The organism is Microvirga sp. GCM10011540 (assembly GCF_042650665.1).
Classification (GTDB): Bacteria; Pseudomonadota; Alphaproteobacteria; order Rhizobiales; family Beijerinckiaceae; genus Microvirga; species Microvirga lenta.
The window spans coordinates 512418-539099 of record NZ_JBHSBQ010000005.1; the positions used below are offsets into that span (position 1 = coordinate 512418).

20 protein-coding genes and 1 pseudogene are annotated in these 26682 nt (G+C 62.8%); 8 read left to right on the top strand and 13 right to left on the bottom strand.

Features of this window, described 5'->3' with window-relative positions:
• The first annotated feature begins 8 nt into the window (after window positions 1–8).
• From ACFOYU_RS03120 to ACFOYU_RS03130, 3 genes are all read left to right on the top strand, one after another.
• Window positions 9–1196: a fumarylacetoacetate hydrolase family protein gene (locus ACFOYU_RS03120; RefSeq protein ID WP_377032356.1), complete on the top strand. Its 1188-nt coding sequence runs from the start codon at window positions 9–11 to the stop codon at window positions 1194–1196.
• 14 nt (window positions 1197–1210) lie between these two features.
• Window positions 1211–2686 (top strand): aldehyde dehydrogenase family protein, encoded by a 1476-nt coding sequence (locus ACFOYU_RS03125; RefSeq protein ID WP_377032357.1) that lies wholly within the window; start codon window positions 1211–1213, stop codon window positions 2684–2686.
• A 356-nt stretch (window positions 2687–3042) separates the two neighbouring features.
• Entirely contained in the window at window positions 3043–3810 is a 768-nt protein-coding gene (locus tag ACFOYU_RS03130; RefSeq protein ID WP_226737326.1) for a hypothetical protein, read from the top strand.
• Between the two features lie 45 nt (window positions 3811–3855).
• Here ACFOYU_RS03130 and ACFOYU_RS03135 read toward each other — a convergent pair whose 3' ends face one another.
• The gene (locus tag ACFOYU_RS03135; protein WP_377032358.1) at window positions 3856–4698 is read right to left on the bottom strand and encodes a lytic transglycosylase domain-containing protein; all 843 of its coding nucleotides are present in this window, start codon (window positions 4696–4698) and stop codon (window positions 3856–3858) included.
• 260 nt (window positions 4699–4958) lie between these two features.
• A complete protein-coding gene (locus tag ACFOYU_RS03140) occupies window positions 4959–6590 on the bottom strand; it encodes an alpha-D-glucose phosphate-specific phosphoglucomutase (protein ID WP_377032359.1) in 1632 nt (543 codons plus the stop codon).
• A 402-nt stretch (window positions 6591–6992) separates the two neighbouring features.
• Here ACFOYU_RS03140 and ACFOYU_RS03145 point away from each other — a divergent pair, with 402 nt between their 5' ends.
• Entirely contained in the window at window positions 6993–8000 is a 1008-nt protein-coding gene (locus ACFOYU_RS03145; RefSeq protein WP_377032360.1) for an outer-membrane lipoprotein carrier protein LolA, read from the top strand.
• An 80-nt stretch (window positions 8001–8080) separates the two neighbouring features.
• Here the strand turns inward: ACFOYU_RS03145 and ACFOYU_RS03150 are convergent, their stop codons facing one another.
• The 5 genes from ACFOYU_RS03150 to ACFOYU_RS03170 form a co-directional block, all read right to left on the bottom strand.
• Window positions 8081–9316, bottom strand: a complete 1236-nt coding sequence (locus ACFOYU_RS03150) for a CAP domain-containing protein (protein ID WP_377032361.1) — start codon at window positions 9314–9316, stop codon at window positions 8081–8083.
• 256 nt (window positions 9317–9572) lie between these two features.
• Window positions 9573–9968 (bottom strand): VOC family protein, encoded by a 396-nt coding sequence (locus tag ACFOYU_RS03155; RefSeq protein ID WP_226737315.1) that lies wholly within the window; start codon window positions 9966–9968, stop codon window positions 9573–9575.
• A 173-nt stretch (window positions 9969–10141) separates the two neighbouring features.
• A complete protein-coding gene (locus ACFOYU_RS03160; RefSeq protein ID WP_226737313.1) occupies window positions 10142–10822 on the bottom strand; it encodes a response regulator transcription factor in 681 nt (226 codons plus the stop codon).
• Window positions 10815–12098 (bottom strand): sensor histidine kinase, encoded by a 1284-nt coding sequence (locus ACFOYU_RS03165; RefSeq protein ID WP_377032362.1) that lies wholly within the window; start codon window positions 12096–12098, stop codon window positions 10815–10817. The genes ACFOYU_RS03160 and ACFOYU_RS03165 overlap by 8 nt, the downstream gene beginning before the upstream one ends.
• 846 nt (window positions 12099–12944) lie before the next feature.
• The gene (locus ACFOYU_RS03170) at window positions 12945–13724 is read right to left on the bottom strand and encodes a hypothetical protein (protein WP_377032363.1); all 780 of its coding nucleotides are present in this window, start codon (window positions 13722–13724) and stop codon (window positions 12945–12947) included.
• On the opposite strand from ACFOYU_RS03170, the pseudogene ACFOYU_RS03175 reads away from it, so the two are divergent.
• Window positions 13723–14469 (top strand): annotated as a pseudogene (locus tag ACFOYU_RS03175) (HlyD family type I secretion periplasmic adaptor subunit); the annotation flags it as partial. The gene ACFOYU_RS03170 and the pseudogene ACFOYU_RS03175 overlap by 2 nt on opposite strands.
• A gap of 80 nt (window positions 14470–14549) precedes the next feature.
• Here ACFOYU_RS03175 and ACFOYU_RS03180 read toward each other — a convergent pair.
• The 3 genes from ACFOYU_RS03180 to ACFOYU_RS03190 form a co-directional block, all read right to left on the bottom strand.
• A complete protein-coding gene (locus tag ACFOYU_RS03180; protein WP_377032364.1) occupies window positions 14550–15281 on the bottom strand; it encodes a NepR family anti-sigma factor in 732 nt (243 codons plus the stop codon).
• Window positions 15282–15394: 113 nt separating this feature from the next.
• The gene (locus ACFOYU_RS03185) at window positions 15395–19684 is read right to left on the bottom strand and encodes a translocation/assembly module TamB domain-containing protein (protein ID WP_377032365.1); all 4290 of its coding nucleotides are present in this window, start codon (window positions 19682–19684) and stop codon (window positions 15395–15397) included.
• The gene (locus ACFOYU_RS03190) at window positions 19684–21666 is read right to left on the bottom strand and encodes an autotransporter assembly complex family protein (protein WP_377032366.1); all 1983 of its coding nucleotides are present in this window, start codon (window positions 21664–21666) and stop codon (window positions 19684–19686) included. Before ACFOYU_RS03190 ends, ACFOYU_RS03185 begins: the two co-directional genes overlap by 1 nt.
• Window positions 21667–21898: 232 nt before the next feature.
• On the opposite strand from ACFOYU_RS03190, the gene ACFOYU_RS03195 reads away from it, so the two are divergent.
• Window positions 21899–22789, top strand: a complete 891-nt coding sequence (locus ACFOYU_RS03195; RefSeq protein ID WP_377032367.1) for a LysR family transcriptional regulator — start codon at window positions 21899–21901, stop codon at window positions 22787–22789.
• A 150-nt stretch (window positions 22790–22939) separates the two neighbouring features.
• The gene (locus ACFOYU_RS03200) at window positions 22940–23773 is read left to right on the top strand and encodes a DUF1206 domain-containing protein (RefSeq protein ID WP_377032368.1); all 834 of its coding nucleotides are present in this window, start codon (window positions 22940–22942) and stop codon (window positions 23771–23773) included.
• A gap of 44 nt (window positions 23774–23817) precedes the next feature.
• On the opposite strand, the gene ACFOYU_RS03205 is transcribed toward ACFOYU_RS03200, so the two are convergent.
• Both ACFOYU_RS03205 and ACFOYU_RS03210 read right to left on the bottom strand, forming a co-directional pair.
• The gene (locus ACFOYU_RS03205; protein ID WP_377032369.1) at window positions 23818–24285 is read right to left on the bottom strand and encodes a hypothetical protein; all 468 of its coding nucleotides are present in this window, start codon (window positions 24283–24285) and stop codon (window positions 23818–23820) included.
• Window positions 24286–24291: 6 nt separating this feature from the next.
• Window positions 24292–24645 (bottom strand): DUF6152 family protein, encoded by a 354-nt coding sequence (locus ACFOYU_RS03210; protein ID WP_377032370.1) that lies wholly within the window; start codon window positions 24643–24645, stop codon window positions 24292–24294.
• Between the two features lie 176 nt (window positions 24646–24821).
• On the opposite strand from ACFOYU_RS03210, the gene ACFOYU_RS03215 reads away from it, so the two are divergent.
• Entirely contained in the window at window positions 24822–25682 is an 861-nt protein-coding gene (locus ACFOYU_RS03215) for a 3-keto-5-aminohexanoate cleavage protein (protein WP_377032371.1), read from the top strand.
• A 4-nt stretch (window positions 25683–25686) separates the two neighbouring features.
• Here ACFOYU_RS03215 and ACFOYU_RS03220 read toward each other — a convergent pair whose 3' ends face one another.
• Window positions 25687–26664 (bottom strand): glutathione S-transferase family protein, encoded by a 978-nt coding sequence (locus tag ACFOYU_RS03220; protein WP_377032372.1) that lies wholly within the window; start codon window positions 26662–26664, stop codon window positions 25687–25689.
• Window positions 26665–26682 lie beyond the last annotated feature (18 nt).

Sequence of the window (26682 nt, forward strand, 5' to 3'; positions counted from 1 at the left end):
CGCCCGAAATGGACCACCTGTCCTCGCAAGTCGACTTGGCCGAAGTTCTTCCCGCGGATCGATTCGAGGGAGCGCTTGCAGGCCGTATCTGGCGGCCCGGGATAGGACCCTCCGTCGTCGCGATACGGAATGACGGCGTGATCGACATCTCATCATCCTGTGCCACCATGAGCGAGCTTGCCGCCGCGGACGACCCGGCGCGGACGCTCAAGAACGCGGAGGGCGAACGGGTCGGGGCGCTGGAAGACATCCTGGCCAATACGCCTCCCGACCGACGCGACTCGTCGAAGCCCTGGTTTCTCGCGCCTGTCGACCTTCAGGTGATCAAGGCGGCAGGCGTCACCTTCGCGGTGTCCATGCTCGAACGCGTAATCGAGGAGCGGGCACGGGGCGACGCCAGTGCCGCCGCCGCAATCCGCGCGGAAGTGAGCCGGCTCGTGGGGGACGACCTCAGTCGGCTCAAGCCCGGCTCCCCCGAGGCGATGGACCTCAAGGCGGTGCTCGTGGCCCAGGGCGCCTGGAGCCAATACCTGGAAGTCGGAATCGGTCCCGACGCGGAGGTCTTCACCAAAGCGCCGACACTGTCGGCAGTGGGGCCGTTCATGGATGCGGGCATCCATCCGAAGTCGACCTGGAACAATCCGGAACCCGAAGTGGTGGTGGTCGTGGCCCCGACCGGCAGGATCGTCGGGGCGACGCTGGGCAACGATGTCAATCTGCGCGACTTCGAAGGCCGATCCGCATTGCTTCTGTCCAAGGCCAAGGACAACAATGCATCATGCGCGATAGGGCCCTTCATCCGCTTCTTCGACGAGAGCTTCTCTCTCGACGACGTGCGCCAGACCACGGTCACGTTGACGGTCGAAGGCGAGGACGGGTTCAAGCTCGAGGGGTCGTCTTCCATATCGAAGATCAGTCGCGATCCCGAAGATCTTGTCAGGCAGACCATCGGCCCTAATCATCAGTATCCCGACGGCTTCGTGCTCTTCCTCGGGACGATGTTCGCACCCACGCAGGACCGGGATGAAGTGGGAATGGGATTCACCCACAAGACGGGGGACATCGTCACCATCGCGGCACCGAAGCTCGGGGCGCTGGTTAATCGCGTGAGACCAAGCTCCGATTGTGAGCCCTGGACCTTCGGGCTGAGCGCCTTCATGGCCAATCTGGCCGGGCGCGGCCTTATCAAGACATGAACGGGAACGGCACCATGACGAAGAACTACATTGCTGGGGAGTGGGTTGGCGCGTCCGAGGCTTCGGCGGACATCAACCCCTCCAATACAGGCGACATCGTGGGTGAGTTCGCCCGTGCCGGCGCAGCCGAGGCTGAAGCCGCCATTGCCGCGGCGCATGAGGCCTTCCCGGCTTGGTCGCGCTCCTCCATCCAGCAGCGCCACGACATCCTCAAAACTGTCGGCGACGAGATCCTCGCCCGCAAGGAGGAGCTTGGACGCCTCCTCTCCCGGGAGGAGGGCAAGACGCTGCCCGAGGGCATCGGCGAGGTGATCCGCGCGGGGCAGATCTTCCACTTCTTCGCCGGCGAGTGCTTGCGCATGGCCGGCGACAAGGTGCCTTCCGTGCGCCCCCTCGTCGACGTGGAGGTCACCCGAGAGCCGGTGGGCGTGGTCGGGCTGATCACGCCCTGGAACTTCCCCATCGCCATTCCGGCCTGGAAGATCGCCCCGGCGCTGGCCTACGGTAACACCGTGGTGTTCAAGCCGGCGGAGCTTGTGCCGGCCTCGGCCCACGCCCTGTCTGAGATCATCATCCGGGCCGGCGTGCCCGCAGGCGTGTTCAACCTGGTGATGGGGCGAGGCTCCGTCGTGGGCGAGGCGATGCTGAACAGCCCCAAGGTGTCGGCGATCTCGTTCACCGGCTCGGTGCCCACGGGACGCCGAGTGGCCCAGACCTGCATCACCGCCGACCCGATGAAGAAGCTGCAGCTCGAGATGGGCGGCAAGAATCCAATGGTTGTGCTCGACGATGCCAACCTGAAGGTGGCGGTGGAATGCGCCGTCAATGGCGCTTTCTTCTCCACGGGGCAGCGCTGCACGGCCTCGTCGCGGCTGATCGTGACCGAGGGCATTCACGACCGGTTCGTGGCCGCCCTGACGGAGCGGATGCAGGGGCTGGTGGTGGACGACGCCTTGAAGCCCGGGACGCAGATCGGGCCTGTGGTGGATCAGAACCAGCTCGACCAGGATCTGAAATATATCCGCATCGGCCAGGACGAGGGCGCGAAACTCGTGGCGGGCGGGGAGTTGCTGAACCGGGATAGCCCGGGCTTCTACCTGGCGCCGGCGCTATTCACGGAGGTGGACAACCGGATGCGGGTGGCCCGCGAGGAGATTTTCGGGCCGGTGGCGACGGTGATCCGGGCGCGAGGCTACGACGAGGCGCTGGAGATCGCCAACGACACACCTTTCGGGCTTTCTGCCGGCATCTGCACCACGAGCCTGAAATATGCCGGTCACTTCAAGCGCAATTCCGAGGCCGGCATGGTGATGGTGAACCTGCCGACCGCCGGGGTGGACTACCACGTGCCGTTCGGCGGGCGGAAGGGCTCGTCCTATGGTCCGCGTGAGCAGGGGCGGTATGCTCAGGAGTTCTACACCACCGTGAAGACCGCATATACCTTCGACGGCAACGAAGCATACGTTCCGAAAACCACCGCAAGCGAATAAGCGAACGGCAGGGGGTAGGGTTCAGGCCTACGTCGTTTTCACGCCGCCGCGGGCGCGAGAGGCGTGCGCGGCCTGTTTCTCTACCCCTTTCGGCTTATATGATGCCTCTGTATCGGCAGGAATGAATTCGCTTGAGTGCCAATCTTAACTTTCTGATCAATTTTGCCTTTGAAGTGCCACGATAAGTACTAATTGTATTCTCTCGATTTGCCTGAACTACTCGTCTCCTCTGGAACATAATTTCGTATCTTCATATCGAATGGGAACGAAATACTGTTCCAGGCAGGGGAATGTGTGCTGAGTTCTAGGTAAAGCCGAGCGTTCATTCATGGCTGCTAGCAAAGAGCTCAATCAAAATGAGTACCTCCCGTCGCTATCTGATTGCTTCGTCCTTGGCCCGTCTCATCCGCAAGGAAAGAGGAGGCAATCGCGTCACGGAAGGCCATTTTCCCAATCAGGCCGATCGTAGCTCCTATGTCATCGTCGAAGGTGACAAGGGCAGCCTCGTTCTGATCACCGGCGGGCCCGACGGACCGGTCGAAGAGCGTACGGATGTCCCTCGCGCCCATGCCGAGGCCCTGCTCGACGTCACGCCCGGAAAGGTCGATTACGTCCGGTCGCATCTGACCGTCGGCACCCGTGACATTCACATCAACCGCTATGTGACGCCGGGGCCTCTGGATCTCATCGCCGTCGAGTTCGAGAGCGAAGAGGAGGCGCGCGATTTCCGGCCTCTGGCTTGGTTCGGTCCCGATGTGACGGCCGACACCGTTTACCAGAACAGGACGATCGCTCTCGAAGGTCTTCCCCCTATTCCCGATGTCTCGATCTCGAACGGCGCCCTCAACAGCCTGCTCGACACTCTCGAGAACCGCTACAGCCCGCCGCGCGCCTATGCCCCCGCAGTGCCGGGAAGAGCTTCTGGAGATGCCGGACGTCGTGCGGGTCCGCCTGCGCCTCCGCAGGAGAATGCCTCGCGCAGGCAGGGAGCGCCTGCGGGCAAGAACGAGCACGTGCCGGCAGAAGCCGATTTGGCCGACGACGAGGGCAACGATTTGAACCTCAACATCGAGGACAACGTCATCCGCGAACTCGCCCGCTCACTTCGGCCGCAGCGGCGGTAAGCAGCTGAGGACCGCAACGGCCCTCAAGAGCCGGATCCAAAGGCCTCAGCTCGGAAGAACGACGCAGCTGCCCCCGGCCTTGCGGATCTTATCGCAGAGCTGGTTTGCTTCGTTGCGTGATGTTGCAGGGGCGCGCACCCGGTAGAAGGTGCGTGTTCCGCGATGGCGCAGCCTCGTCCCGATGATCATGGGCCGTGTATCCCCCAGGACAGACGCATAGGCTTGGCGGGCGCGAGCGAAGCTGGCGAGAGCCCTGCTCTTGGAGAAGTTGCCGGCGAGTTGAACGCCCCAGGGGGCGAACGGCGCCTCCTCCGGCGCGCCCCGTCCGGGCTGCCGGAGAAGGGCCACGACTTGCATGCATTTCTGCGGGTTTGCGGCATCCGCGTCGTCGGTCCGCAGATTCAGTTCCTCCTTCAGGTCAGCGGCCCAGTCCTCGGCGGACCGGCCCGTGATCCTGAACACGTAGTTCCTCGTTTCAGCCGGCAATCCTCCTCGGCCCGAAAGCCATGAAGCGACGCGGGCGGGGCCGCCGTTATAGGCCGCCGCAGCGAGGCCAAGATTGCCGAAGCGGTCTGTGAGTTCGTGGATGAACTTGGCCGCTTCGGGGATGGCCTGCTCAGGGTCGAAGGGATCGGCCAAGCCCCGTTCCCGTGCGGTGCCCGGCATGAACTGAGCCACACCCTGCGCGCCGGCGGGGCTGATCGCACCCGTACGGAAGGAGCTTTCCTGCCAGATGAGCTTCGTGAGGAAGTCGGTCGGGATTTGGCGTGCTGCCGCAGCATTGTCGATGAGACGGCACAAGGCCTGCTCAACGGTTTCCGTCGAAGGCGCTCCCAGGGCAGATGCCCAGGAGAACACGAGACTGCAGAGAGCAAGCCGGAAGCGCATGGATGACCTCTGGCGAGAACTAGGGTTCCAGCTCTGGATTGCTTGGCTGATCGTAACCTGAACCTTGTGATTTAGGCACGACGTGCGCTTGTCCAGAGCGGAACCGGTCGAAACCAGACAATCCCTGTTCAGCGACTCTGCGCGAGCGCCGGCGAATGTCCATCGCCGGCGCTGCACTCATGCTTCTCTTCCTGCGCGTCTCGCGCTCGTCCCGGCAACGGAGCGCAAGCCGGGCCGATCCCGCAGGCTCGTGAGGGCGCTCAGGTGATGACGGTGGGAGCTTCGAGACCGGTATAATGGGAGATCTCGGCGATCGCGTTTGCCGCCGCGACGACAGGCGCCAGAACCTCCGCCGTGGGGAGCGAGTGGCGGTTCGGATCCGGCTCGAACCGCTCCATGTAGACGCGGAGCGTCGCGCCCGAGGTGCCGGTGCCGGAGAGACGGAATACGGCCCGGGCATCCTCCTCGAAGAGGATCCGAACTCCCTGTCGCGGCGTCACGGAGCCGTCGACCGGATCGGTGTAGGAGAAGTCGTCGCAGCCTGCGACGGTCAGTCCGGCAAATTGCTGGCCCGGGAGCTTCGAGAGCTTCCCGCGCAGATTGTCCATCAGGTCATTGGCGGCTTTCGTTTCAAGGTCCTCATAGTCGTGGCGGGAGTAGTAGTCCCGTCCGAAGGCTGCCCAGTGATCCCGTACGATCTGATCGGCCGGTTTCTCAAGCGCCGCCAGAATGTTGAGCCAGAGGAGCACGGCCCAGAGGCCATCCTTCTCTCGAATATGGTCGGAGCCTGTGCCGGCGCTTTCTTCGCCGCACAGGGTGATCAGCCCCGCATCCAGGAGATTGGCGAAAAACTTCCATCCGGTGGGGGTCTCATACGCCTTGATGCCGAGCTTGGCCGCCACTCGGTCGGCCGCGCGACTCGTCGGCATTGAGCGGGCAACGCCTGCAAGGCCCCTGGAATAACCCGGAGCTAGGTGCGCATGGGCCGTGAGGATCGCCAAGCTGTCGCTCGGCGTCACGAAGAGTCCTGGGGCGACGATCATGTTCCGGTCGCCATCGCCATCCGACGCGGCTCCGAAGTCAGGGGCATCGGGGCCGTGCATAAGGTCTATGAGGTCGTGCGCGTGAACCGGATTGGGGTCCGGATGATGGCCGCCGAAATCGGGCTTCGGCTCCCCGTTCACGACGGTGCCCGCGGAGGCGCCGAGACGCCCTTCGAGGATCGCCTTCGCGTAAGGGCCGGTCACGGCGCTCAAGGCGTCGAAACGCATGCGGAAGCCGGAGCGGAAGAGGCGTGAAACCCGGTCGAAATCGATGAGGGTTTCCATCAACTCCGCGTAATCCTCGACCGAATCGATCACCTGAACCGTCGCGTCGCCGAGGCGGGTCTCTCCCAGGCGCCCGAGATCGACGTCGGACGCCTCGATGATCTTGTACTCGGAAATCCCGCTGGCCCGCTTGAAAACGGCTTCTGTGAAGGTCTCGGGAGCCGGGCCCCCATGCGCCATGTTGAACTTGACTCCGAAATCTCCGTCGGGCCCGCCAGGATTGTGGCTGGCAGACAGCACGAGGCCGCCCACGGCCTTGTATTTGCGGATGATGCAGGACGCCGCGGGAGTCGAGAGAAGGCCGTTCTGGCCGACGAGAATGCGGCTGAAACCGTTTGCCGCAGCCATCTTCAGAGCCGTCTGAATGACGGTTTCATTGAAGAACCGGCCGTCGCCGCCGATAACGAGCGTCGCGCCCCGAGTGCCCTCGACGGTGTCGAAGACCGCCTGAATGAAGTTCTCGACGTATCGAGGCTGCTGGAATACGGTGACTTTCTTCCGCAAGCCTGAGGTGCCTGGGCGCTGGTCGGAAAAAGGAGTCGTCGGAACGCGATTGGTCACCATGAGCGCTTGTCTCTTCCTTTAGTTCGTTTTGGCCTTCGGAGCCTTTTCTGACCCAGTCGGCGCTCTCCTGTTTGGCGGATGTTCGGGAGAGCAGCCAAGGTGCCAGATAGGTGAAATCCACTACAATCGATCAGAACTATCCCGAATCCGCCGTGCGAGGCTGGCGGTAGGGCCTCTCAGGGCGGTTTCGGGCGAATGGTATATGGAACCACCCGAAGGAGGGTCGAGCCCTCGACATCTGCATGGGCGTACCCATGTTAGACGCGGCGCGGCCTCGGCCCGCCTCAAGAAGGCAGGAAGGGCTATTCTGCCTTCATTCAGCCTCCAAAGGGCACCAAGAGATGAAGAGCGGCCTCCCAGCCCGAGGCCTTTTCCATTGCAGTTTTCGTAAGCGGTGAGTTCATGCGCAACAAGTCCCTGTCCCTTTCTGTCGGCCTTGCCGTGGCACTCGCCTGTTCCTCCCCGACGGCTGCTCAGCAGGCCTCCGATCCGCTCACGAGATTCCTCGACGGTGTTTTCAAGCGCGATGCCGCTCGCCCGTCCGCGCCTGCGGAGACGGTTGCGCCTCAGCCGGCCGCTCGCCCTGAGCCGTTACCGTCTCGGGCATCCCCGCAGGCAAAGCCGCAGACCGCCTCCAAACCGAATTCGACTGCGCCGCAGCGGCAGCAGCCTCGAAGCGCCGGGCGCAACGACGCACCGGCAAGGCCGGCGGTGGTCGAGCCGCGGAAAGCCGCTGCGCCGGCGGCTCCCGCAAAGCCGGCCGTTGTCGAGCAGCCGAGGACCGTGACCTCCGCACCGCCGGCAGAGCCCGCTGTATCGTCCGAGGCCACCAAGGCGAGTCTCACAGCGGCGAAGGCGCCGGCTGCGCCCCGAGTGGCGGCGCAGTCCGTTCCGAACTCGCCCGCCGCCGCTCTTGAGAGGGTGAATGCCTATTTCAACAGCATCGATCAGCTGACGGCACATTTCGTGCAAAGCAGCACCAATGGGCAGCGCTCCGAAGGGACCCTGTCCCTCAAGCGTCCGGGGCAGCTCCACTTCGCCTATGCGCCGCCCAGCACCCTGGAAGTCGTCTCCGATGGTCGTTCGGTTGCCGTGCGCGACAAGAAGCTCGGCACCAACGATGTCTATTCCATCCGCCAGACACCCCTGAAATTTCTCGTACAGGATCGTGTCGACCTAGCAAAGGATACCAAGGTCCAGGACGTGCAGGTGGGCTCCGATGGAATGATCACGGTCCGTTTCGAGGACAGTGCCACACTGGGCGGGACCTCCAAGATCACGCTTCGCTTCGACGCCCGCGCGAATGCCCTGAAGCAATGGACCGTGCTCGATGCCCAGGGATACGAGACGACCGTCGTCCTTTCCGACCTCAACGTCTCGCGCCGGACAAGCGCCGAGGCCGCCAACTGATTGGGACGCCATCAGGCAATCGGGCATGAAGAAGGCCACCCCTCCGCCGAGGGGTGGCCTTCATTTCGTCCGGGCAGTCGTCAGAACAGAAAGTCGCCGCGATCGATCAGGGAGAGTTTGGTGTTGAGAACCGCGATCGAGTAGTCGCCGGCCTGGATCAGCACATCGTCGCGAACTCCGTCCTTGTCAGTATCCGCCCGCCGGATCTTCAGCTTGGAGAAGGACAGATCGTTGGAGCGTAGGTCGATCCGGTCTTTGCCGTTCTGGAAGTCCATGACCCGATCGGAGCCCCACTTGCCTCGAAAGGAGAACACGTCGGCATCCTTGCCGCCGTAGAGACGGTCGTTGCCATCCCCACCCTGGAGGACATCGCGCCCGGCCCGTCCATACAGGGCATCGTTGCCCGCCTTGCCCGACATGCGGTCATTGCCCGAACCGCCGTCGAGGCGGTCGTTTCCGGCCTGGCCGTACAGACGGTCGTTCCCGCCGAGACCCTTGATGATGTCGGCATCCGATGTGCCGAACAGCCTGTTGCCGCCGGAGGTGCCCGATATCTGGTTCGTGGTGGGGGACGAGGTCGAGACGCTCGTCGGCGTCCCGCCCGCCGCAGCCGGGTTGACCAGATCGAGCTTGACGTTCGTCGTGTCGATGGTGACCTGATAGGTCGTCGTAGCCAAGCCTGATCCTGAGAAGGTGACCGTGTAGGAGCCGGCCGGGAGATCGATCTGGTAGCCTCCGGCGCTCATCGTCGCGGTCGTATAGGTTTGCCCGGTCGAGCTTACCGCCTTCACGGCAATATTCGCGAGGCCCTCGCCAGGATCGTAGAATTTGTCTCCATCGCCGTCCCGAAATGCCACTCCCGTCAGCAGGGATCCTGATCCAGATTTCGCGAAGTTCTCGGTGACGAAGGCGCTCTCCCAGCCCTGGTAATCGCCGATCTCGAAACCGATGTCGATTTCCTTGAAGGAGGCATTCAGGAGATTGGTGCGGTGTCCCGGGCTGTTCATGAGGTTGGTGTGCAGCAGGAGCACTTCATCCTGAGATCCCTGTGGAGCTCTCATCGTTGCCCATGCGATGTTCTCGGCCGAAGCCCAGGACCCTGCAAACCGGAAGCCAGAATCGGTCATCCGCTGCGTGGCGCTCGATCCGTCAGAGCCGGTGTGAGAGAAGGTGTCTGACGAGAGCATCCACAGGCTGTGCTTCTCGGCCGCCGTCAGGAGGTTCGCGTCGAAGGCAAGAGCCTGGGCCCCGGTCTTTGCCCGCTCGGCATTGATCAACTCGAGCAGGTACTGCTCGTTGGCGCTGGGCTGCGTCATAGAGGATCCTTTGAGGAACTCCTGTTCTGTCTTCAGGTCTGCCGAGCCGCCCTGGTAACGGCCCGACAGTGCCAGCGTTAATAGGGAAGTATGTCCTCTACCCACAAGCGGGGCCATTCGGGGCAATTCGGCCCGCTTTCTGCCCCGATAGGATTATCTACAAAGGGTTCTGTGAACGGAGCTCGATCGCAAAGGCGCGCCAGGGAATTTCGTGCGCGCCCCGCTACCGACTGGGTGCATCAGAAGGAGAGGCCTGCTAGCGATAGCGGCCCTGACGTTGAAGCACTTCGATCTTGTAGCCGTCGGGGTCCTGAACGAAGAAGAACTTGGCCAACACGACGCCGTCGTGCTCCAGCTGCTTTACTGGAGTTGGAGAGAAGCCGAGACCCTCAAGGCGCTGGCGCTCCAGTTCGACGTCATCGACGGCGAAGGCAATATGTCCGTAGCCGTCGCCGAGGGAATAAGGATCCTTCCGGCCGTGATTGACGGTGAGTTCGAGTTCGAAGTCGCTCTCGGCGTTTCGCATGTAGACGAGGCTGAAACCGTCAAAGGCGAACCTGTCCACGATGCCGAGCCCGAAGGCCTTGGAATAGAAGCCGACCGAGCGTTCCTCATCCAGAACGCGGACCATGGAATGGATAGCTTTGGCCATAGTGAATACTTCGCAGTTGACGCCTGGGCTGTTCGAGGAAGCAGAATGATGGCTTTCTCAAAGCATCATTCGGCCCGCAGGGCAACGGGACCTGCAACTCCGACGGACTGGAAGCCGTGCAATCGCCGGGGAGACGATCTGTTTCCCCGGGATGCCGATGGGTTGTGATTCGATCAGCGTCTCAGTTCGGCAGTCGCAGTGGAGCGCTGCGAGAGGCGATCGGATGCGAGAAGGGCTGCCTCGACGCGGTTGCGGACCTGCAGCTTTTGGAGAATGTTGGTGAGGTGGTGCTTGATGGTCTTCTCGCTGAGATCGAGCTTGTTCCCGATTTCCTTGTTGCTGCGCCCCTCCACGAGAATGGAAAGGATTTGCTCCTCGCGAGGTGTCAGATCAGAGAAACGGTCCGGCCGCTTCTCCTCGCGCGCGGGAGGCGTGCCGGAGCGCATCAGCAGCTTGGCTGCAAGGCTTGGAGAGACATAGCTCTCCCCCTGACTGATCAAGCGAACGGTTTGAACAAGCTCGGGACCGCTCGTTCCCTTGAGAAGATAGCCGCGAGCCCCGCGCTTCAAGGCCGAGCAGACCTGCTCCTCGTCCGCCACTACCGTCAGCATCAAGGTTCTGACCATGGGGTGGTGCTGGGCGATGGCCTCAACTGCATTCATTCCGCCGCCTGGCATCGTCATGTCGAGCACCAGCACGTCAGGTTGTTGCTCGGTCGCGATGCGGAGGGCGTCGGCAGCGGAGGCTCCCTGGCCGACAACCTCGAAGTCAGGCTGCGCCGCCAGGGTAAAGATCACGCCATCCCGATAAAGGGGATGATCGTCGACAACTCCAACTCGGATTTTGCTATTCATCGGTTTCCCCCCTGGTAAGTGGTAGACAGGCCGTGAGCCGTGTACCCGCGCCGGGCGCACTGTTCACCGTCATCGTTCCGCCAATGCTCTCGATACGGTCCCAGAGCCCGGTCAAGCCCAAACGGCGCTGGCCACCCGAAACGGTATGAACCGGCATTCCCGGCCCGTCATCGGCAACTTCGATCATGATGGCTTTTCCGTCCCACCATGCCGAAACCTGCTGGCCTTTCCCGCCCGCATGACGAAAGGCATTGTTGAGACCTTCCTGCACGAACCGGCAAAGGCAGATCTTTACGATATGCGGCACATCAGCCGGCAGATCCGAGATCCGGCAGTCGACACCCGTCCGGGTTCTGCGCTCGTGATCCTGCGCTATGTGGCGTAAGGATTCGGTGAGCGTGAGATCTTGGAGCTGAGGCAGGAGAAGACCGGCGCAAAAATTGCGAATGTCGCTCAGGGCATCCGAAAGCGCGCCCCTGATCGTGGCGAGATTTTCGCTGTCCCTGCCCGAGGGATTCAAGGCGTCGAGACGCAAAAGAGCCAGCCCGATCAATTGGGCCGTCCCGTCATGCAGATCGTAACCGAGTCTGCGAATGAAGCGCTCGTTGTCTTCCGCCGCGTTGCGGGCTGCGCGTTCGATGCGCGAACGAAGTGCCTCGTTCTGCTTGAGCAGTTCTGACAGCTGCGACACGCGCTGCGTCAGCGACATGCGTTGCTCGTCGATTGTTCGGCTTCCATTAGCGACAATGGAGAACAGGGCCGTCATCATGGCAAGCGTCACCAGCGCAGTCATTGCCCAGCTGTGCCACTCCGCCTTCGAGAGCTGGGCGTGATACTCACCCGCGTTCTCATAGAATTCGAGAACGGCGATGATGTTGCCGCTTCGGCTCTCCCGCACGGGAACATAAACCTCGAGCAGGGGGATATCGCTGGCGCGTTCCCGGGCATTCTCTGCATGGTGGCCATCGACGAATGCGGCCGCAATCCGCCCTTCCCATGCCTGCTTCAGGTTAGGCTTCAGGGGGAAGGTTCTTCCTACGAGGCTCCTGTCCGTGCTGTAGATGACGAAACCGTCGTGATTCCAGATTTTGACGGAAGTGACGTTGAGGCGGGTGACGGCACTCTCGATCGCCTGGTTGAGAGCCGTGAGGCTTCCGGCCGAGAGGGAGTCGCCGGAGGCGAGCTCCTGCAGATGCGGGGTGAGAAGGCTGTTGATGTAAAGAGCTGACGATGCCGCGGCGATCTCGGCAACGCCGTTCTCGATCTTCCGCGTCACCCACGATCCTAAAGTGAACATCCCGACCAGGAGAACACCGAAGGCAACCATGATGAATTGCCTGGCAAGGCTGTGCCTCAGCCAGAACAGGCGCGCTGGCTCCGAGCCTAACCTCATCTCCTGGAAAGCATACACCCCTGACCCGCCCCAGTTATTCGTCTGCAGTTCTAGGTTATATAGGACTTTCTGCCGGCACAATTAAGCATTCGATAACAATTAAGTGGTATGTCCATGATACAACATTCATATTCAAGAAGCAGCGATGTGTTTGCTGGATAACTAACCAATTCGAGAATTGAATTTGGCCCGGAAACAGCGCCAAACCTCTGGCTGTTCCAGCATGAGGCCTTCTGCGCAACTAGCCGCGGCGTTGGAATTCATTGCCGATGTAGTTTGATTTGCGCCGGATCTTACGTCAACACGTCGCTCCCTCTGCGGATGAGGCTATCTGGCCGCAAGCAAAAGATGTTTCGCTTTGTGTGCAAAGGGTTCTCTCCGGTTGGAAGGGGGCGGCTTACTTCATGCTCAAAAGGAGTAGTGCGAAGGAGCGCAGGCAGCCGCTTCCCTTGTCGCTCGGCTCTCCTTCTTGAACGCCTCCTCATGTCGCGCCTCCTGTCACTTTGTACGTAGCTGCATCACTATCGTGCGCGCGAAGACGAAGCGACTTCAGTCCAATCGGAATACGACCTTAGTCCTAAAGACCAGGGCCTTCCGTCGCTCTCCTGCAAGCCTTCAGACCGTATGGCGCCAAGCCCATCAGTTCGCCCAACATGTGTCGGGCTGCAGTCAGCATTGCGGCAAAAATCAGGGCAGGAGGCAAGCATGGTCAATCTCGTTAAGCACGATCTAGAATTCATCTTGTAGCAGATCAAAATTGCGGAGGCTCATTCCGCCGGCACCCCACTCAACGAGATTCGCGTCGACGATCAAGGCAATGTGTTGACGCCCGGCGACGAAGGCTATGCTACGGCCGTTCCCGCCATCAGCCATCCGCTTGCGCCGTATGGCCTGCGCACCGTCGATGGCAGCTTCAACAATCTGACGGCAGACCGCGACCAGTGGGGCGCATCCGACAATGTCTTCGAGCGCGTCACCGATCCGTTCTGGAGGAACGAGGGCGATGATCAGATCGTCTTCGGACCCGGCGTCATCTACAACAACAACGATTACGGCCAGTCCGGCGGCACGCCGCCCGCACAGGGGCAGCCCGCGCCCGGTACAGTGATCGACGCGGATCCGCGCATCATCTCGAACCTGATCGTCGATCAGACGCTGGACAATCCCGCTGCCATCTATGCCGCTCTGGTTCATGCAGGCGTCACGGGTGCGGCCCTGATGCCGGCTCTCAACGAGATCAGGGCGGCCAAAGAGGCACTCGACGCCGCTCTGGAGAATGCGGGGCCGACGCCGGCTGAAATTCTCGCTCTTCAGGAGGCGCTGGCCGAAGCAGAGGCAGCTGCAGTTGCGGCGCAGGCTGCTGCCGATGCCGCGCAGGCACAGGCCGCTTCGGACCAAGCCGCATATGATCTCGCGCTTGCCGATGTGGCTGCCGCTCAACTGGGCGTGAACGCCGCCCAGGCCAGTCTCCTCGAAATGCTCGTGGGCGACGGTATCCCCAATGAGCAAGCTGATTCAGGACGAGTTGGCCGGCGTCGAGCAGCTGTGGCGCAAGAACCTCGTGCCGATCACGCGCGTGACGGCGCTCAAGCGCGAGGAGACACGCCTGAGGGGCGAGCGCGGGCAGCTCATCTCCAACGTCGCCCAGGCCAAAGGCCGCATCAGCGAAACGGCGCTCCAGATCATCCAGATCGACCAGGATCTCAGAAGCGAGGTTTCCAAGGAGCTGCGCGAAGTTCAGGCGAAGATTGCGGAGCTTGTAGAGCGCAAGGTTGCAGCCGAGGACCAGCTCAAACGGATCGATATTCGCGCTCCACAGGACGGCATCGTGCACCAGTCCATGATCCATACCGTCGGAGGCGTGATCAATGCGGGCGATCCCTTGATGCTGATCGTCCCGGAGACGGACGAGCTCTCGATCGAGGTGAAGGTTTCGCCGCAGGACATCGATCAGCTTCAGCCGGGATTGGAAACCGTTCTGCGTCTTTCCGCCTTCAACCAGCGCACGACCCCGGAGCTCAAGGGCAAAGTAAGCCTGATCGCCGCCGACCTCGTCGTGGATCAGCGCTCGGGTGCTCAGTACTATCCGGTGCGGGTGGCGTTCGCAGAGGGCGAGCGCGAAAGACTCGGCAATGCGAAGCTCATGCCGGGCATGCCGGTGGAGGGCTTTATCCAAACCGGTTACAGAACGGTGTTCTCCTATCTCACGAAACCGATCAGCGACAATCTGGTCAAGGCGTTTCGCGAAGAGTGATCATCGCAACAAAACGGGGCGCCCAACGCCCCGTTTCCATATTCGAACAGCCGGTTCGACGACGCCCTGGCAGCCCCCGGTCACTCGCCTCCGCTCATGGCCGAGCGGATGACATTGTCGGAGGCCAGATCGCCGGGGCTGTATCCCAGAAGCTCGGCCAGACGCGTGCGAGCCCGGTTGACGCGGCTCTTGATCGTTCCGACGGCCGTTCCGCAGATCGCGGCGGTCTCCTCGTAGGAAAGACCTTCCGCGCCGACCAGGAGCAGCGCTTCGCGCTGTTCAGGAACGAGCCGCTCAAGGGCGCTGCGGAGATCCTGGACGTGCAGATTGTCCATCTGATCCGGCACGGTCTTAAGCTGAGCCGCATAAGCTCCGTCGCTGTCCTCCACCTCGCGTGACCGTTTGCGGTGCTCGGAGAAGAAGGAATTGCGGAGGATCGTGAACAGCCAGGCGTTGAGGTTCGTCCCAGGCTGGAAGCTGCCGCGCTTGCTCCAGGCTCTCAGAACCGTGTCCTGGACCAGATCGTCCGCCCGGTGCGGATTGCCGGTCAGTGAGAGCGCGAAGGCGCGCAGGTTGGGCAAGGCGTTCAGAATGCCGTCCCGAAAAGCAGGCTCGACCGTCTCGCCTTGGTCGGCAAGAGCTTTCTCCAACTGCTTGACGAGTTCCTTGAGCCGGTCCGGTAGATGCTCCGTACCGGCTTCATCATAAAGAGCTTTCAGATGTCGTCCGAGATGGACCCGGATATCCGGACCGAGTTTCGGCTGATGGGGCTCGGTCGCAGAAAATGACATCGACGCGGCGTGATTGGACATGGCACCTGCAGATTGGCAATGTTGTGGGCAATATCTTTCAACGCCAAGCTCGTCCGGTTGGTTCCGACATTGATCCAATTAGTATCTCGGCGGACCTTGCGGCTAAGCTTGCATCAATATTCCCACTCCGCGCCGACGCCGACCGCCGTGTTGCCGCTTGCTCCGACTTCTCCCTGCACACGAATGCGGCGGGTCACGTCGATATCGACCGAGATACCGCTTTGCTCCGTTGAGGCGCCGGCCTTCACGCCGACACTGATGCGATCGCTGATCGCCCTGGATATGCCGATCGTCGGGCCGCCCTCTGCTCCGAGAGAAATGTCGAGCCCTTCTACGCCGAGGGAGCGGCGCAGGCTCTCAAAAACCCCATCCCCACCGCTGCCGGAAAATTGTGCAGCTACTTGCGCCAGCTGCAGTGCCTGAGTGGCGGACAAGCCGCCCGAGGCCTTGGCGAAGAGGAGCCTGGAGAGAACCTCGTCCTGGGGAAGGTCGGGATCGGACGTGAAGGTGAATTGCGGCTCCCTCGCAGAACCAGTCACACCGATCCGGGCGGTCACGTCGCCGGCGCGGGTTTCTGCCAGGAAATCGAGCTCCGGAGTCAGGTCTCCCGTGAACGTGAGGCGGCCGCGTGTGAAGTCGAGGCGGGTGCCGACGACCGACAGCCGGCCGCGGCGCAGGTTGAACGCGCCAATGGCGACGGGATTGTCGAGGGTTCCGGTCAGTTGGAGGTCGCCGCCGAGTTCCGCGTCGATGCCGCGCCCACGCACGAAGATGCGGCTCGGTGCAACCACCGTCAGATCAAGGATGGCATTGAAAACGGACGATTGTCGTGATCCGGCTTCGACTCTCGCTTTCTGCGCAAGACGTGCCGCGACGATCGGCGGAGGGTTGACGTGCCGCGTCCCCTCGATCGGCCGGATTGTGGCGGGGAGCCGTTCGGGAACGGTCACGTCCATCGACAGGATCAGCACTTGGCCGCTGATCCTGGGGTTCTGGGCCAGGGGACCCGATAGGGTGAGATCGAGATTGGCCGTGGTCGTGACGATCTCGTTCGAGACCAGCTCCGCCCTTCGACCAGTGACGCGGATATCTCCTGGAAATCCAGCTTCGGGATCGAGGGCGACGCGCCCGCTGGCGGACAGGGTGCCGCCGTTGCGCGTCGTGGCCGAGAACCGTTCGATGGAGATGTCGGTGCCGCGGGCGACGAAGCGGCCCTGGATGTTGTCCAGGCGTATTCCCTGGAGGAGATCCCGGAAGCTCCCGCCCGACAGGGTCAGTGTGCCGTTGACCGCGGGCTCGCTGAGCGTGCCGCCGATCCGGAGATCGAGTGCGGCATTGCCTGTGACCTGGCGGCCTGTTGCCGACAGGAAGCTGTTGGCGATGCTGAGATCGACGCGACCTTGTGCCGAGAGGTCAAGGACGCCCGTCCCGAGGGGCACTGTTCCTGTCACGCGCAGCGTGCCGGCGCGTCCTGCATTGATGGTGCCCTCAACGGTTGTTGCTCCACCGGTCAGACGGCCCTGGGCGGAAATGTCGAGGGGAGGGGCTCCAAGGTCGCGGGCTTGCGCAGCAACAAGCCGCGTAAGGCGCAGACGCCACTCGCCGGTCGGAGCGCTGGCCGTACCGCCGATTTGGGCGGTTCCATCCAGTGTTCCGGACAGTCCTGTACCTGGGACGAAGATATCGACGGCAGAAAGAGGCACGGACTGAGCCGTGAGGCGGAGGTCGAGGGTCGATTCGGCCCGCCCGTCGACGGAAATTCTTCCGCGATCGACGCCAAGCACAAGCTCGCGTACCGCAACGCCGTCATCGGCAAATGTGATTGTCGTCGGCTGCGCCAGCGCGATCTGGCGTCGATCGCGACGGGCCGTAAAGGCTGTCAGATCGAACCGAAGCGGCATCTCGGGCACGAGCCTGCCGCGTGCATCGAGGGAGAAGCCGCGTGCCTCCGCGGTGAGGGTGATTTCGCTGGCAGCGGGAGTTCCCGCCGCATCGAGTCTGATCCGCGAAAACGTTTCGCCCGCAACGACTGCTCTGTCGATGGCAATGGCGGCATCGACCACGGGTCTGGTATACAGATCGGCGATGGAAGCTCGTGCATTCAGCCTCTCGATTGATATGTCCGCGAGCCTCAGCCGTGCACCCTGCGCCTCGAGCTGCGCGTTCTGGCGACCGTCCACGACCTCGAGTGTCACGTCGGCGTTCAGATCCCCTGTCAGAGGGGTCAGCACGAGAGGCGACAGGTCGTTCAAGTCACGGGCATCGATCCGCAGACGCCCGGTCGCCAGATTGGTGGCATCGAGTGCGACATTGCCGCTCACCGCGACGGACCCGACGTTGAGATTCAGCTCATCCAGGAGCCATCCACCTTCATTCCGCTTTGCAACGTGAACCGTGCCGTTCGCAGGTTTCCGGTCGACTTCTCCGGACAGGTTCACGCGCGCATCGAGAAGGCCCAGCAGATCGCTGGCCGTGGCGTCCAGGGTCAGGTTCGAAATCGGCCGTCCCAGCGCGGTGGCGTCGCTCAGATTGGCCCGAAGGGTCGCATTGGGGCGGTCGAGGGTGCCGGACAGCTTCGCAACGATCTCACCCCTGCCCGTGAGGCGTGGATCTGCCCTTCGCAGATCCGGAAGGTTGATGTCGGCGTCGAGGGCAAGGGCGTTGGGTGTCGCCTCCCCGTCAAGCCTGGCGCTCGCATGGGCGCCCACGAGGCGGAGGTTCTGAAAGGTCACCCCTCCAACGGGGAGCAGGCGAACCCCTCCGGAGAGAGCGAGGCGGCCGCCGGCAACACGGTCGATAGCATCGATGCCGGTGGCAAAGCGGGAGGCAGTCCCGTCGATCGTCGCAAGAGTCGGGCCGTCCGAGAGAAGCCCCTCCACTTGCGCGCTCAGGTCGAGCTCCCCCCTTAGCCGCAAGGAGGCCAGTTCGCCGAAGCGCGACAGGTCAGGGGCCTGGACAGTCAGCCGGCCCACTGCATCCTGCGTCCCCAAGCGTCCGGAATAGGACGCCTCCATGGAAGGCGTGGACAGGCGGGCGGTCTCGATGTCCGTGGCTCCGTCAGGCGCCGCGCTGCCCCTGAAGGTAAGTGTCAGTTCATTGCCGACTGCCCGAGCAAGGGAAGGGTCCGCGAGTGCGACGCCCCTTGCCCTCGCATCCGCGACCAAGGCAATCCGCGTAGAGGGCTCGGACAGCAATCCGTTGGGTGTCGCCGAAAAAGATGCGGTGAGTTCCTCCATGCGCCCGGCAGGAACCTGGACGTCCTCCGCCTGAAGGTCGCCGGCGATGCGCGGGCTGGTCAGAGGGCCGCTCACCGTGCCGTCGAACACAAGGGTGCGGATTTCGGCTCCACCGGCGACCGTTCGGCCCTGGTCCGTCGGCACCGCTCGCGCCGAGAGCCTGAGGTCGACGTTTTGATCGGCAGAGAGGCTTCCTGTCGCATCGAGCCGCGCAGTGCGGGAGACGATCGAGAGCTGGGAAATGTTAACGGCGCTATTGTCGGCAAAGGTCGCGTTCGCATCCAGCTCGGTATTGCCCGCGAAGACCGGGGCAATGACGTCCGGCAGGAGACCCTCTATGCGGGCGTTCAGGTCAAGTCCGAGACGGCGCACGTCGCCCTGCCGGCGCAGATTGGCCGAGCCGACGGCGCCGATGGTGTCCCCCGCGTTGAAGGTGAGCTGGGCTGCAAAATCATCGAGCGGGCCCTGGCCCGTCAGGTCGAGTTGCACCGGAGGGAGGCCGGGGATGTTCGCAGCTCGTGCCAGGATGCCGCCTTCAGGCTCGTTCAGGGAGAAATTGAGGTCCAGCCTTTCCGAGGCATAGGTCAGGCGTGCGACGAAAGTTCCCGGTGCGTCCAGCCGCCGGGCGTCGAATCTCAGGTTGAGGCCCTCCGCGGGATTCCCGAGAGAGGCCTCTCCGGAGGCGGTGAGGCGCGCCGCTACCCCTAGGATCGGCTGACCGAGAGTCAGCTCCTGAAGGGAAAAATCTTCAATCTGCACCTTGACCGGAAGCTCCGGCAGGAGAGGCTCATCCGCACCTGCAACCGTCTCGTCTGCGGGGATGGGACGGCGCAAGATCTGGACCTGTCCGATGTCGAGGGTGTCGATCTCCAGGCGGCGGGAGAGAAGGGCCAGACGACGCCAGACGATGCGGGCTCTGTCGAGCCTGAACCACACGCCCTCACGGTCGGAAATGGTGATGTCCCTGATCGTCGCGTCGGAGGAGAGCGCCCCCTCGACAGCGCCGATGGATACCTGGGTGCTGGGGGTCGACAGGGCGCGCGAGATGAGCCCCGCAAGAAAACCCCGGTCGGCTTCGTCGCTTCGCGTTCCCAACGTGAGGGTGAACAGGATCGCGCCTGCAAGCAGGAAGATCAGCGGGATCATGAAGTGGCGCATGGAGGTCATCAAAAGGCCTGTCCTATGCTCACGTAGAGCGAGAGCGGCTTGTCGCCGGGGCGCCGGTCGAGCGGCGCGGCAATATCGAGACGGATCGGGCCGATGGCTGTGTAGTAGCGCAGGCCCAACCCGGCCGACACGCGGACCTTCTCACTGAAATCCGGGAAGCTCGATTCGAACGCCCCGCCCGCATCGATGAAGGGCACGATCCCGATCGTATCCGTGATCTTGATGCGGGCTTCCAGGGAGGCTTCCAAAAGGGAACGTCCGCCGACAACCTGTCCGAGGGGGCCTATCGGGCCAAGGCTTCGATAGCGGAAGCCGCGGACGGATCCGCCGCCGCCCGCGAAGAAGCGGAAGTTTGCGGGGATCTCGTCGAGATCGGCGCCCGTGATCGAGCCGAGGCCGATGCGCCCGGCCAGGATGTAGCGGGCATCTTCGTCGAGAGCATAGTAGGTGGAGGCTGTGGCCCGGCTGACCACCATGCCTACGCTCGAGCCGAGGAATTCAGGATAGGGCGAAACCGATGCGTTGATGCGAAATCCCTGGGTCGGGTCCAGCGGGCGGTCGGTCGAGTCGTAGGTGAGGGAGGCGGGCGTGCCGACCACGAGATAGTCGATCTGACCGAGTACGTCGCTTGTCTGCCCGCGCTGAACCTGAAAGCCGGCCTGTGCGGAAAAAGTACTGCTGAACCGGTGCCGGATGAAGGCCGTGCCGTCGATGAGGCGGCTCGTATAGCCGCCATAGCGGTCGCCGCCGGTCCGGTCGCGCTCGATGAGGCCGTCGATCAGGAGGTCGTTGCGTGTGCCCCCGAGAGCGGGCTTGAGGAAGCTGGCCCTGAAGCGGCCGCCGATGTCGGACCGCTCCAGATCTCCGACCCGCTTGATCCGTGTGCCGTCGTTCCGCGGGGCCAGGAATATATCCGCTTCGAGACGCAGGCGCTCGGCGCCCCCGAAAAGGTTGCGGTGTTCCCAATAGCCGCGAACCGCCGGGCCATCGATGGTCGAATAGCGGGCGGAGAAGCCCACGACGCGCGGGGCCCTCTCGGTCACCTCCACGAAGATCGGCAGGCGTCCATACTCATCGAGTGTCTCAGCCTCCCGAATCCGGACGGAACTGAGGGCCTGGATGGTGCCGACCGACTTGCGGGTGTCGGCCAGGGCATCCGGGGAATAGGGATCTCCCGGTTCCAAGTAGATGAACGACCTCACCACGGCCGGATCGACGTTCTGGGTGCCGGTGACGGTGATGTTGCCGATGGGGGCGATAGGCCCCGGATCGAGAGAATAGGAGACATCCATCAGGCGCGTGGGATGGAAGACGACCGGATCGATCGCCACCGCTTTGGCGAGCGGGCGGGACTGGGCGCGGAAATGATCCACCATCCGCGCCTGCGCCGCCCTCAGGTCCGCCGCCCGGGCCGGATCTCCTGGTTCGAGCTTGACGACGCGGGGAGGCAATTCCTGGGCGGAGAACGGGCGCCGTGTGCGGGCGTCGCTGACCTCGATGTTTCGAAGCTCGAAGAGGACACCCGGATCCACTCTCGCCACGACCGGAACGACGGCGCGGTTGCGGTAGCTTTCGGCCACGCGGATCGCTGCGGTCGGGTCGCTGTCGATCCGCAGAACCGTGCCGCCGATCTCGAAGACCATGTTGGCGTTATAGTATCCGAGCCCCCAGAGGGCATCGAGTAATGGACCGAAATCCGCTTGCGCGCGCCTGACCAGCGCATCCCCGTCGACTGGAGCATCGCCGCGAAGCCTGTAGAGGGTCGAGGCGTTCTCCAGGGCCTGCTCGACATCGTCCGGGTCGCCCGCGACTTGGAAAGTCAGCGCATAGGGAACGGTGCTCGGCGAAATTGCGGGAGGCGTATCTCTCGATCCGAAGAGACCGAAGAAGTCGAACGCCCGCGCATCCTGGCTTGCAAAGCCGGTGATGCAAAAGAGACCTGCTGAGAGAAGGACGGCTTTGCGCCAGGGCGGTAACTGCATTCGGTACTCCGGATGCCACAAACAGGGGCATCAATGCGGAAAATTTGTGATTGTGGCGAGCCGCAATGTCTTATTCTGGCTGAAATAGTGGACGGTTCAATGATTGGGGTAGGGCAGGGACGTTTAGGGTTAATGGAGATTCGGCTTGCAGGGAAAGGAATGGCCCTCTCTTAACTCATTGCAGTGAGGGAGAGGAAGCGGTAGCAAAGTTGCGGTTTTGGAGAGAGTTGTCTTGGACTGGGACAAGATCAGGTTGTTCTATGAAGTGGCCGAGGCGGGAAGCTTCACCCGTGCCGGCGAGCATCTCGGGCTGAACCAATCCTCGGTCAGCCGTCACATCAGCGCTCTCGAGCGCGAGCTCAAGGTGCCTCTCTTCCACCGCCATGCGCGCGGTCTCATTCTGACCGAGCATGGAGATATTCTCTTCAGGACGGCGCAGGACATGCTCCGGCGCATCGAGTCGACCCGCAGCCGCCTCGACGAGACGAGCGAGTTGCCCACCGGGAACCTCAAAGTGACGGCGACCGTCGGCATCGGCGCCATGTGGCTTGCGAGGCGGGTCTCCGAGTTCCTGAGCCTCTATCCCGAGGTGCGGATTCAACTGATCGTGACCAATGAGGAGCTCGATCTGGCCATGCGGGAGGCCGATGTCGCGATCCGCCTTCGCCGCCCCTCCCAGCCCGATTTGATCCAGCGGCGCCTCTTCACAGTGCATTATCACGCCTATGCATCGCATTCCTACATCGAGAGGTTCGGCGAGCCGGCCAATCTCGCGGATCTCGACAACCACCGTATCGTCTGCCTGGGCGGAAACCAGCCGTCCTTCATCCTGGCGGTTCATCAGCTCGCGACAATGGGCCGGGACCCGAAGGATCCACGCCCGCGGCATTTCATCGTCAACGACAGCCTGGCTCTCCGGGTCGCGATCGAGGCCGGCGCCGGCATCGGCATGGCGCCTGCCTATGCGATGGAAGGCAATTCGAATGTTACGCAGGTGCTGCGGGATGTCGAAATGCCGACATTGGACAGCTACATGGTCTATCCCGAGGAGCTGCGCTCGGTGGCTCGCGTTCAGGTCTTTCGGGACTTTCTCGTCGCCAAGGCACAGCGCTGGTCCCATTGAGGGAGGTGCATCGGCGCCGCTCAGCAAACTCGGGGCGATGTGACTCCATTCCTGCTGCACGCGCGTGTGCGGCCAGAGCCATGCGCCCTTGGAACATTCCTGAACTGTCCCCGGTTTCACACCCGAGCGCAGCAGTAGGAGTGTGACGGGATGGAGATGATGGCTCGCCTTGGATATGGGGCTCGTGGCATCGTGTATTGTCTCGTCGGGGGATTGGCCCTGCTGGCCGCCTTTGGATCGGGCGGCCAGACCGGAGGCAGCAGGAGCGCCCTTCACTCACTCCTGTCCCAGCCCTTCGGGACTGCCTGGTTGATCGCCATCGCAATCGGCCTTTTCGGCTTTTCGGCATGGCGCGTCGTGGAGGCCCTCACGGATGCGGATCACCGTGGAACCGAGTGGAAGGCACTGGGCATCCGTGCGGCTCATCTGCTGAGCGGGGGCATCTATGCCAGCCTTGCCGTATTCGCGATCAACCTCGCCCTGGGATGGAGCGGCGGCGGCGGCGAGGATCAGGCTGCACGCGGATGGACCGCATGGCTCCTGTCGCAACCTTTCGGGCGATGGATGGTCGGCCTGATCGGTGCGGCCGTTGTTGCAACGGGACTTGGATTCATCTGGAAAGGCTGGCGCAGCAACGTCACCGCCTATCTTTCACTTCCATCTGGTGCCGATCATTGGGCGGTGCCTCTGGGGCGACTTGGTTTCGCGGCTCGTGGAGTTGTCTTCGTCCTGGTCGGAGGATTTCTGATCCTCGCAGCCTGGCACAGCAATTCTGCGGAGGTGCGCGGGCTTGGGGGAGCTCTCCAGAGCCTGCAGGGTCAGCCCTTCGGCTGGGCGCTGCTCGGGATCGTCGCGGCGGGTCTATTCGCCTTCGGGGTCTTCGGCCTCGTTCAGGCCCGCTACCGACGTCTCGATGCTCCCGACTGGGACGATGCGCGCAATGCCGTAACCGATGGTGTTCGCGCTCTCAAACCAGGCAGCTGACCCGAAGGGGCGGGCGCTCGCGATCCATGGACGGGCTCCCCGGATCAGAGATATGCGATGAGGCGCCCGGCGAGCAGGGCCGCGATCCAGGCGACCAGCGATACCACGGCATAAGCCCGAGCATCCGGCGGCAGAGCATCCTTGCGCAGGACGCCGCCGAAGCGGGCATGAAACAGCGCAACATTGACGAGCCCCAGGGCGATGAACCCGAGCTTGGCGTAGAAAGCCGGATTGATCCCGAGCGCCCGCGCCTCGACGGCGAGCAGGATCGTCCCTGTCGGGATCTGCAGGGCCAGGCCCGCCGCCGCAAGGGGGATAGCGAAGCGGCCGACCTGCCAGGCATGCCGCCCGCGCTCCACCAGAACCTTGAGATCGAAAACCGCGATGCTGCCGACGACGAGCGAGGATCCGAGCACGTGCAGCAGGTTGGCGACCGTGAACATCCAGGCGGAGTGGCGTGCTGTGTGCCCGAGCCAGGATTCTTCCAGTGCGCCCAGCAGGTCGAGATACATCGTGAGCTAGCGCAGCTCGAAGGTCTTGCCGCCGGCTGTAATCCGCTCCGCCCGCATTTCATTCTCGACCCGCGTGGAGGGGTAGCCCTCGACCGTGATGCTGGTTCCTGGTTTGAGCATGTCTTCACTCAAGCCGCGGGCGCTCATGCGGAAAGGAGGGGCCAGAACCGCATCCCAGCTCTTGCCTCTATCGTCGACCACGATCTGCACATGGGGATTTTGCCATTCCACACTTTGCACGGTGCTGCTGAGGGTGAGCTTTCGCGCCGCGTCATAGCTTCCCCAGCCGTGATGGGCCAGGGCGACGCCGCCCAAGGGAAGGGCACCGAGAAGACATAGGGCCGCCAGCTTGTATCTCATGATGATGCTCCTTCGTTTCAGGCGCAATCGACGCGAAGAGAGATAGAGTCCACCTCAATGGCTGGAGCGTCAAGACGGCCAAGCGATACGCGCCGGACCATCCCCTTGACATTGCGTGGCGATGTCCAAGGTGAGCGAGACAGCCTCGCTCGTCGGGTCACATCCAAGGGTTTGCCATGACCTCCCCCGTCGTCATCGCCGTCGCCATCACAGGTTCCGTGCCGCGCAAGAGGGACAATCCCGCCGTGCCGATCTCGCCTTCTGAGCAGATCGAGTCGACGCAGGAGGCCTACGAGGCCGGGGCCACTCTGGTGCACATCCACGTTCGCAATGATGACGAGACGCCTTCATCGGATCCGGAGCGTTTCGCTGTCGTCCAGGAACGCATTGCCAAGCACTGCCCGGGCATGATCATCCAGTTCTCGACCGGCGGGAGGGGGCGGGATCCGAGTCAGAGAGGGAGCGCTCTCTACCTCAGGCCGGACATGGCATCGCTTTCGACAGGCTCCGTCAACTTTCCCACTATCGTCTATGAGAACCACACCACCTTCGTGGAGGGGCTGGCAGGACGGATGAAGGAGTTCGGGATCAAGCCGGAGATCGAGATCTTCGATCTGTCTCACCTGCATGGCGCCCGACGCCTCATCGACCGGGGTCTGATGGACGAGCGGCCTCACGTGCAGTTCGTCATGGGTGTCCAGAATGCGCTGCCGGCCGAGGAGCACCTGCTCGACATTCTCCTCGGCGAGCTGAGGCGCCTCATGCCCCTGGCCACCTGGACCGCGGCAGGGATCGGACGGCATCAGGCGCGGGTGATGGACTGGGCTCTCATCCGGGGTGCCGATTCCGTGCGTACGGGCCTGGAGGACAACATCAGGATCACGAAGGAGCGCTTGGCAGCAGGCAACGCGGAGCTGGTCGAATATGCCGTCCTGGCGGTCGAGCGGCGCGGGCGGCGAGCCGCGAGGCCCGAGGAGGCTCGCGCGCTCCTCGGATTGAGGCCCTCTCATGCCTCCGGAGAGCTCGTGAACTCTTGAGCGCTCAGAGCTTGTCTCGCCCTGAAGGTGCTCCGAGGTCGAGAACGGGCCCCTTCGGAACGATGCCTGAGGGATTGATCATGCGGTGGCTCTCGTAATAGTGCCGCTTGATGTGCTGCATATCCACCGTCTCAGAGATGCCCGGAGTCTGATAGAGGTCTCGGAGGTACGCAGAAAGATTGGGATAATCGGCGATCCTCCGCAGATTGCATTTGAAGTGGCCGACATAGACGGCATCGAAGCGCACGAGGGTCGTGAAGAGACGCCAGTCGGCTTCGGTTTGCCGGCCGCCTGTGAGATAGCGCCGGGACTCCAGCAAACCGTCGAGCCAGTCGAGAGTGTCGAACAGAGAGGTGACGGCTTCCTCGTAGGCTTCCTGCCGGGTGGCAAAGCCGGCCTTGTAGACGCCGTTATTGACCGTGTCGTAGATGCGGGCATTGAGCTCATCAATTTCCGCCCTCAACTCCTCCGGGTAATAGTCACCCGGTGTCGCGCCGAGGCCGTCGAAGGCATGATTGAGCATGCGGATGATCTCGGCAGACTCGTTATTGACGATTGTCCCCTGCGCCTTGTCCCACAACACGGGTACGGTGACCTTTCCCGTGTAGTCGGGATCCGCCGCCGTGTAGACCTGATGCAGATAGCGGGCGCCCTGGATCGGGTCCTGGATCACGCCCGGCCCCTCCTCAAAGGTCCATCCGTTCTCCAGCATCAGCCAGTTCACGACCGAAAGGCCGATCATCCCCTCCAAACCTTTCAGCTTGCGGAAGATCAGGGCCCGGTGGGCCCAGGGGCAGGCGAGGGAGATGTAGAGATGATAACGTCCCGGTTCGGCCTTGAAGCCGCCTTTTCCTGTAGGGCCCGGCGAGCCGTCGGCCGTGATCCAGTTGCGGAAGGCGGAGTCCTTTCGGATGAAGCGTCCGTCGGAGCTCTTGGAGACCAGAGGCTGATCGTGCCAGACGCCGTTGACCAGAGCACCCATCGTTCTCTCCTTGCCATG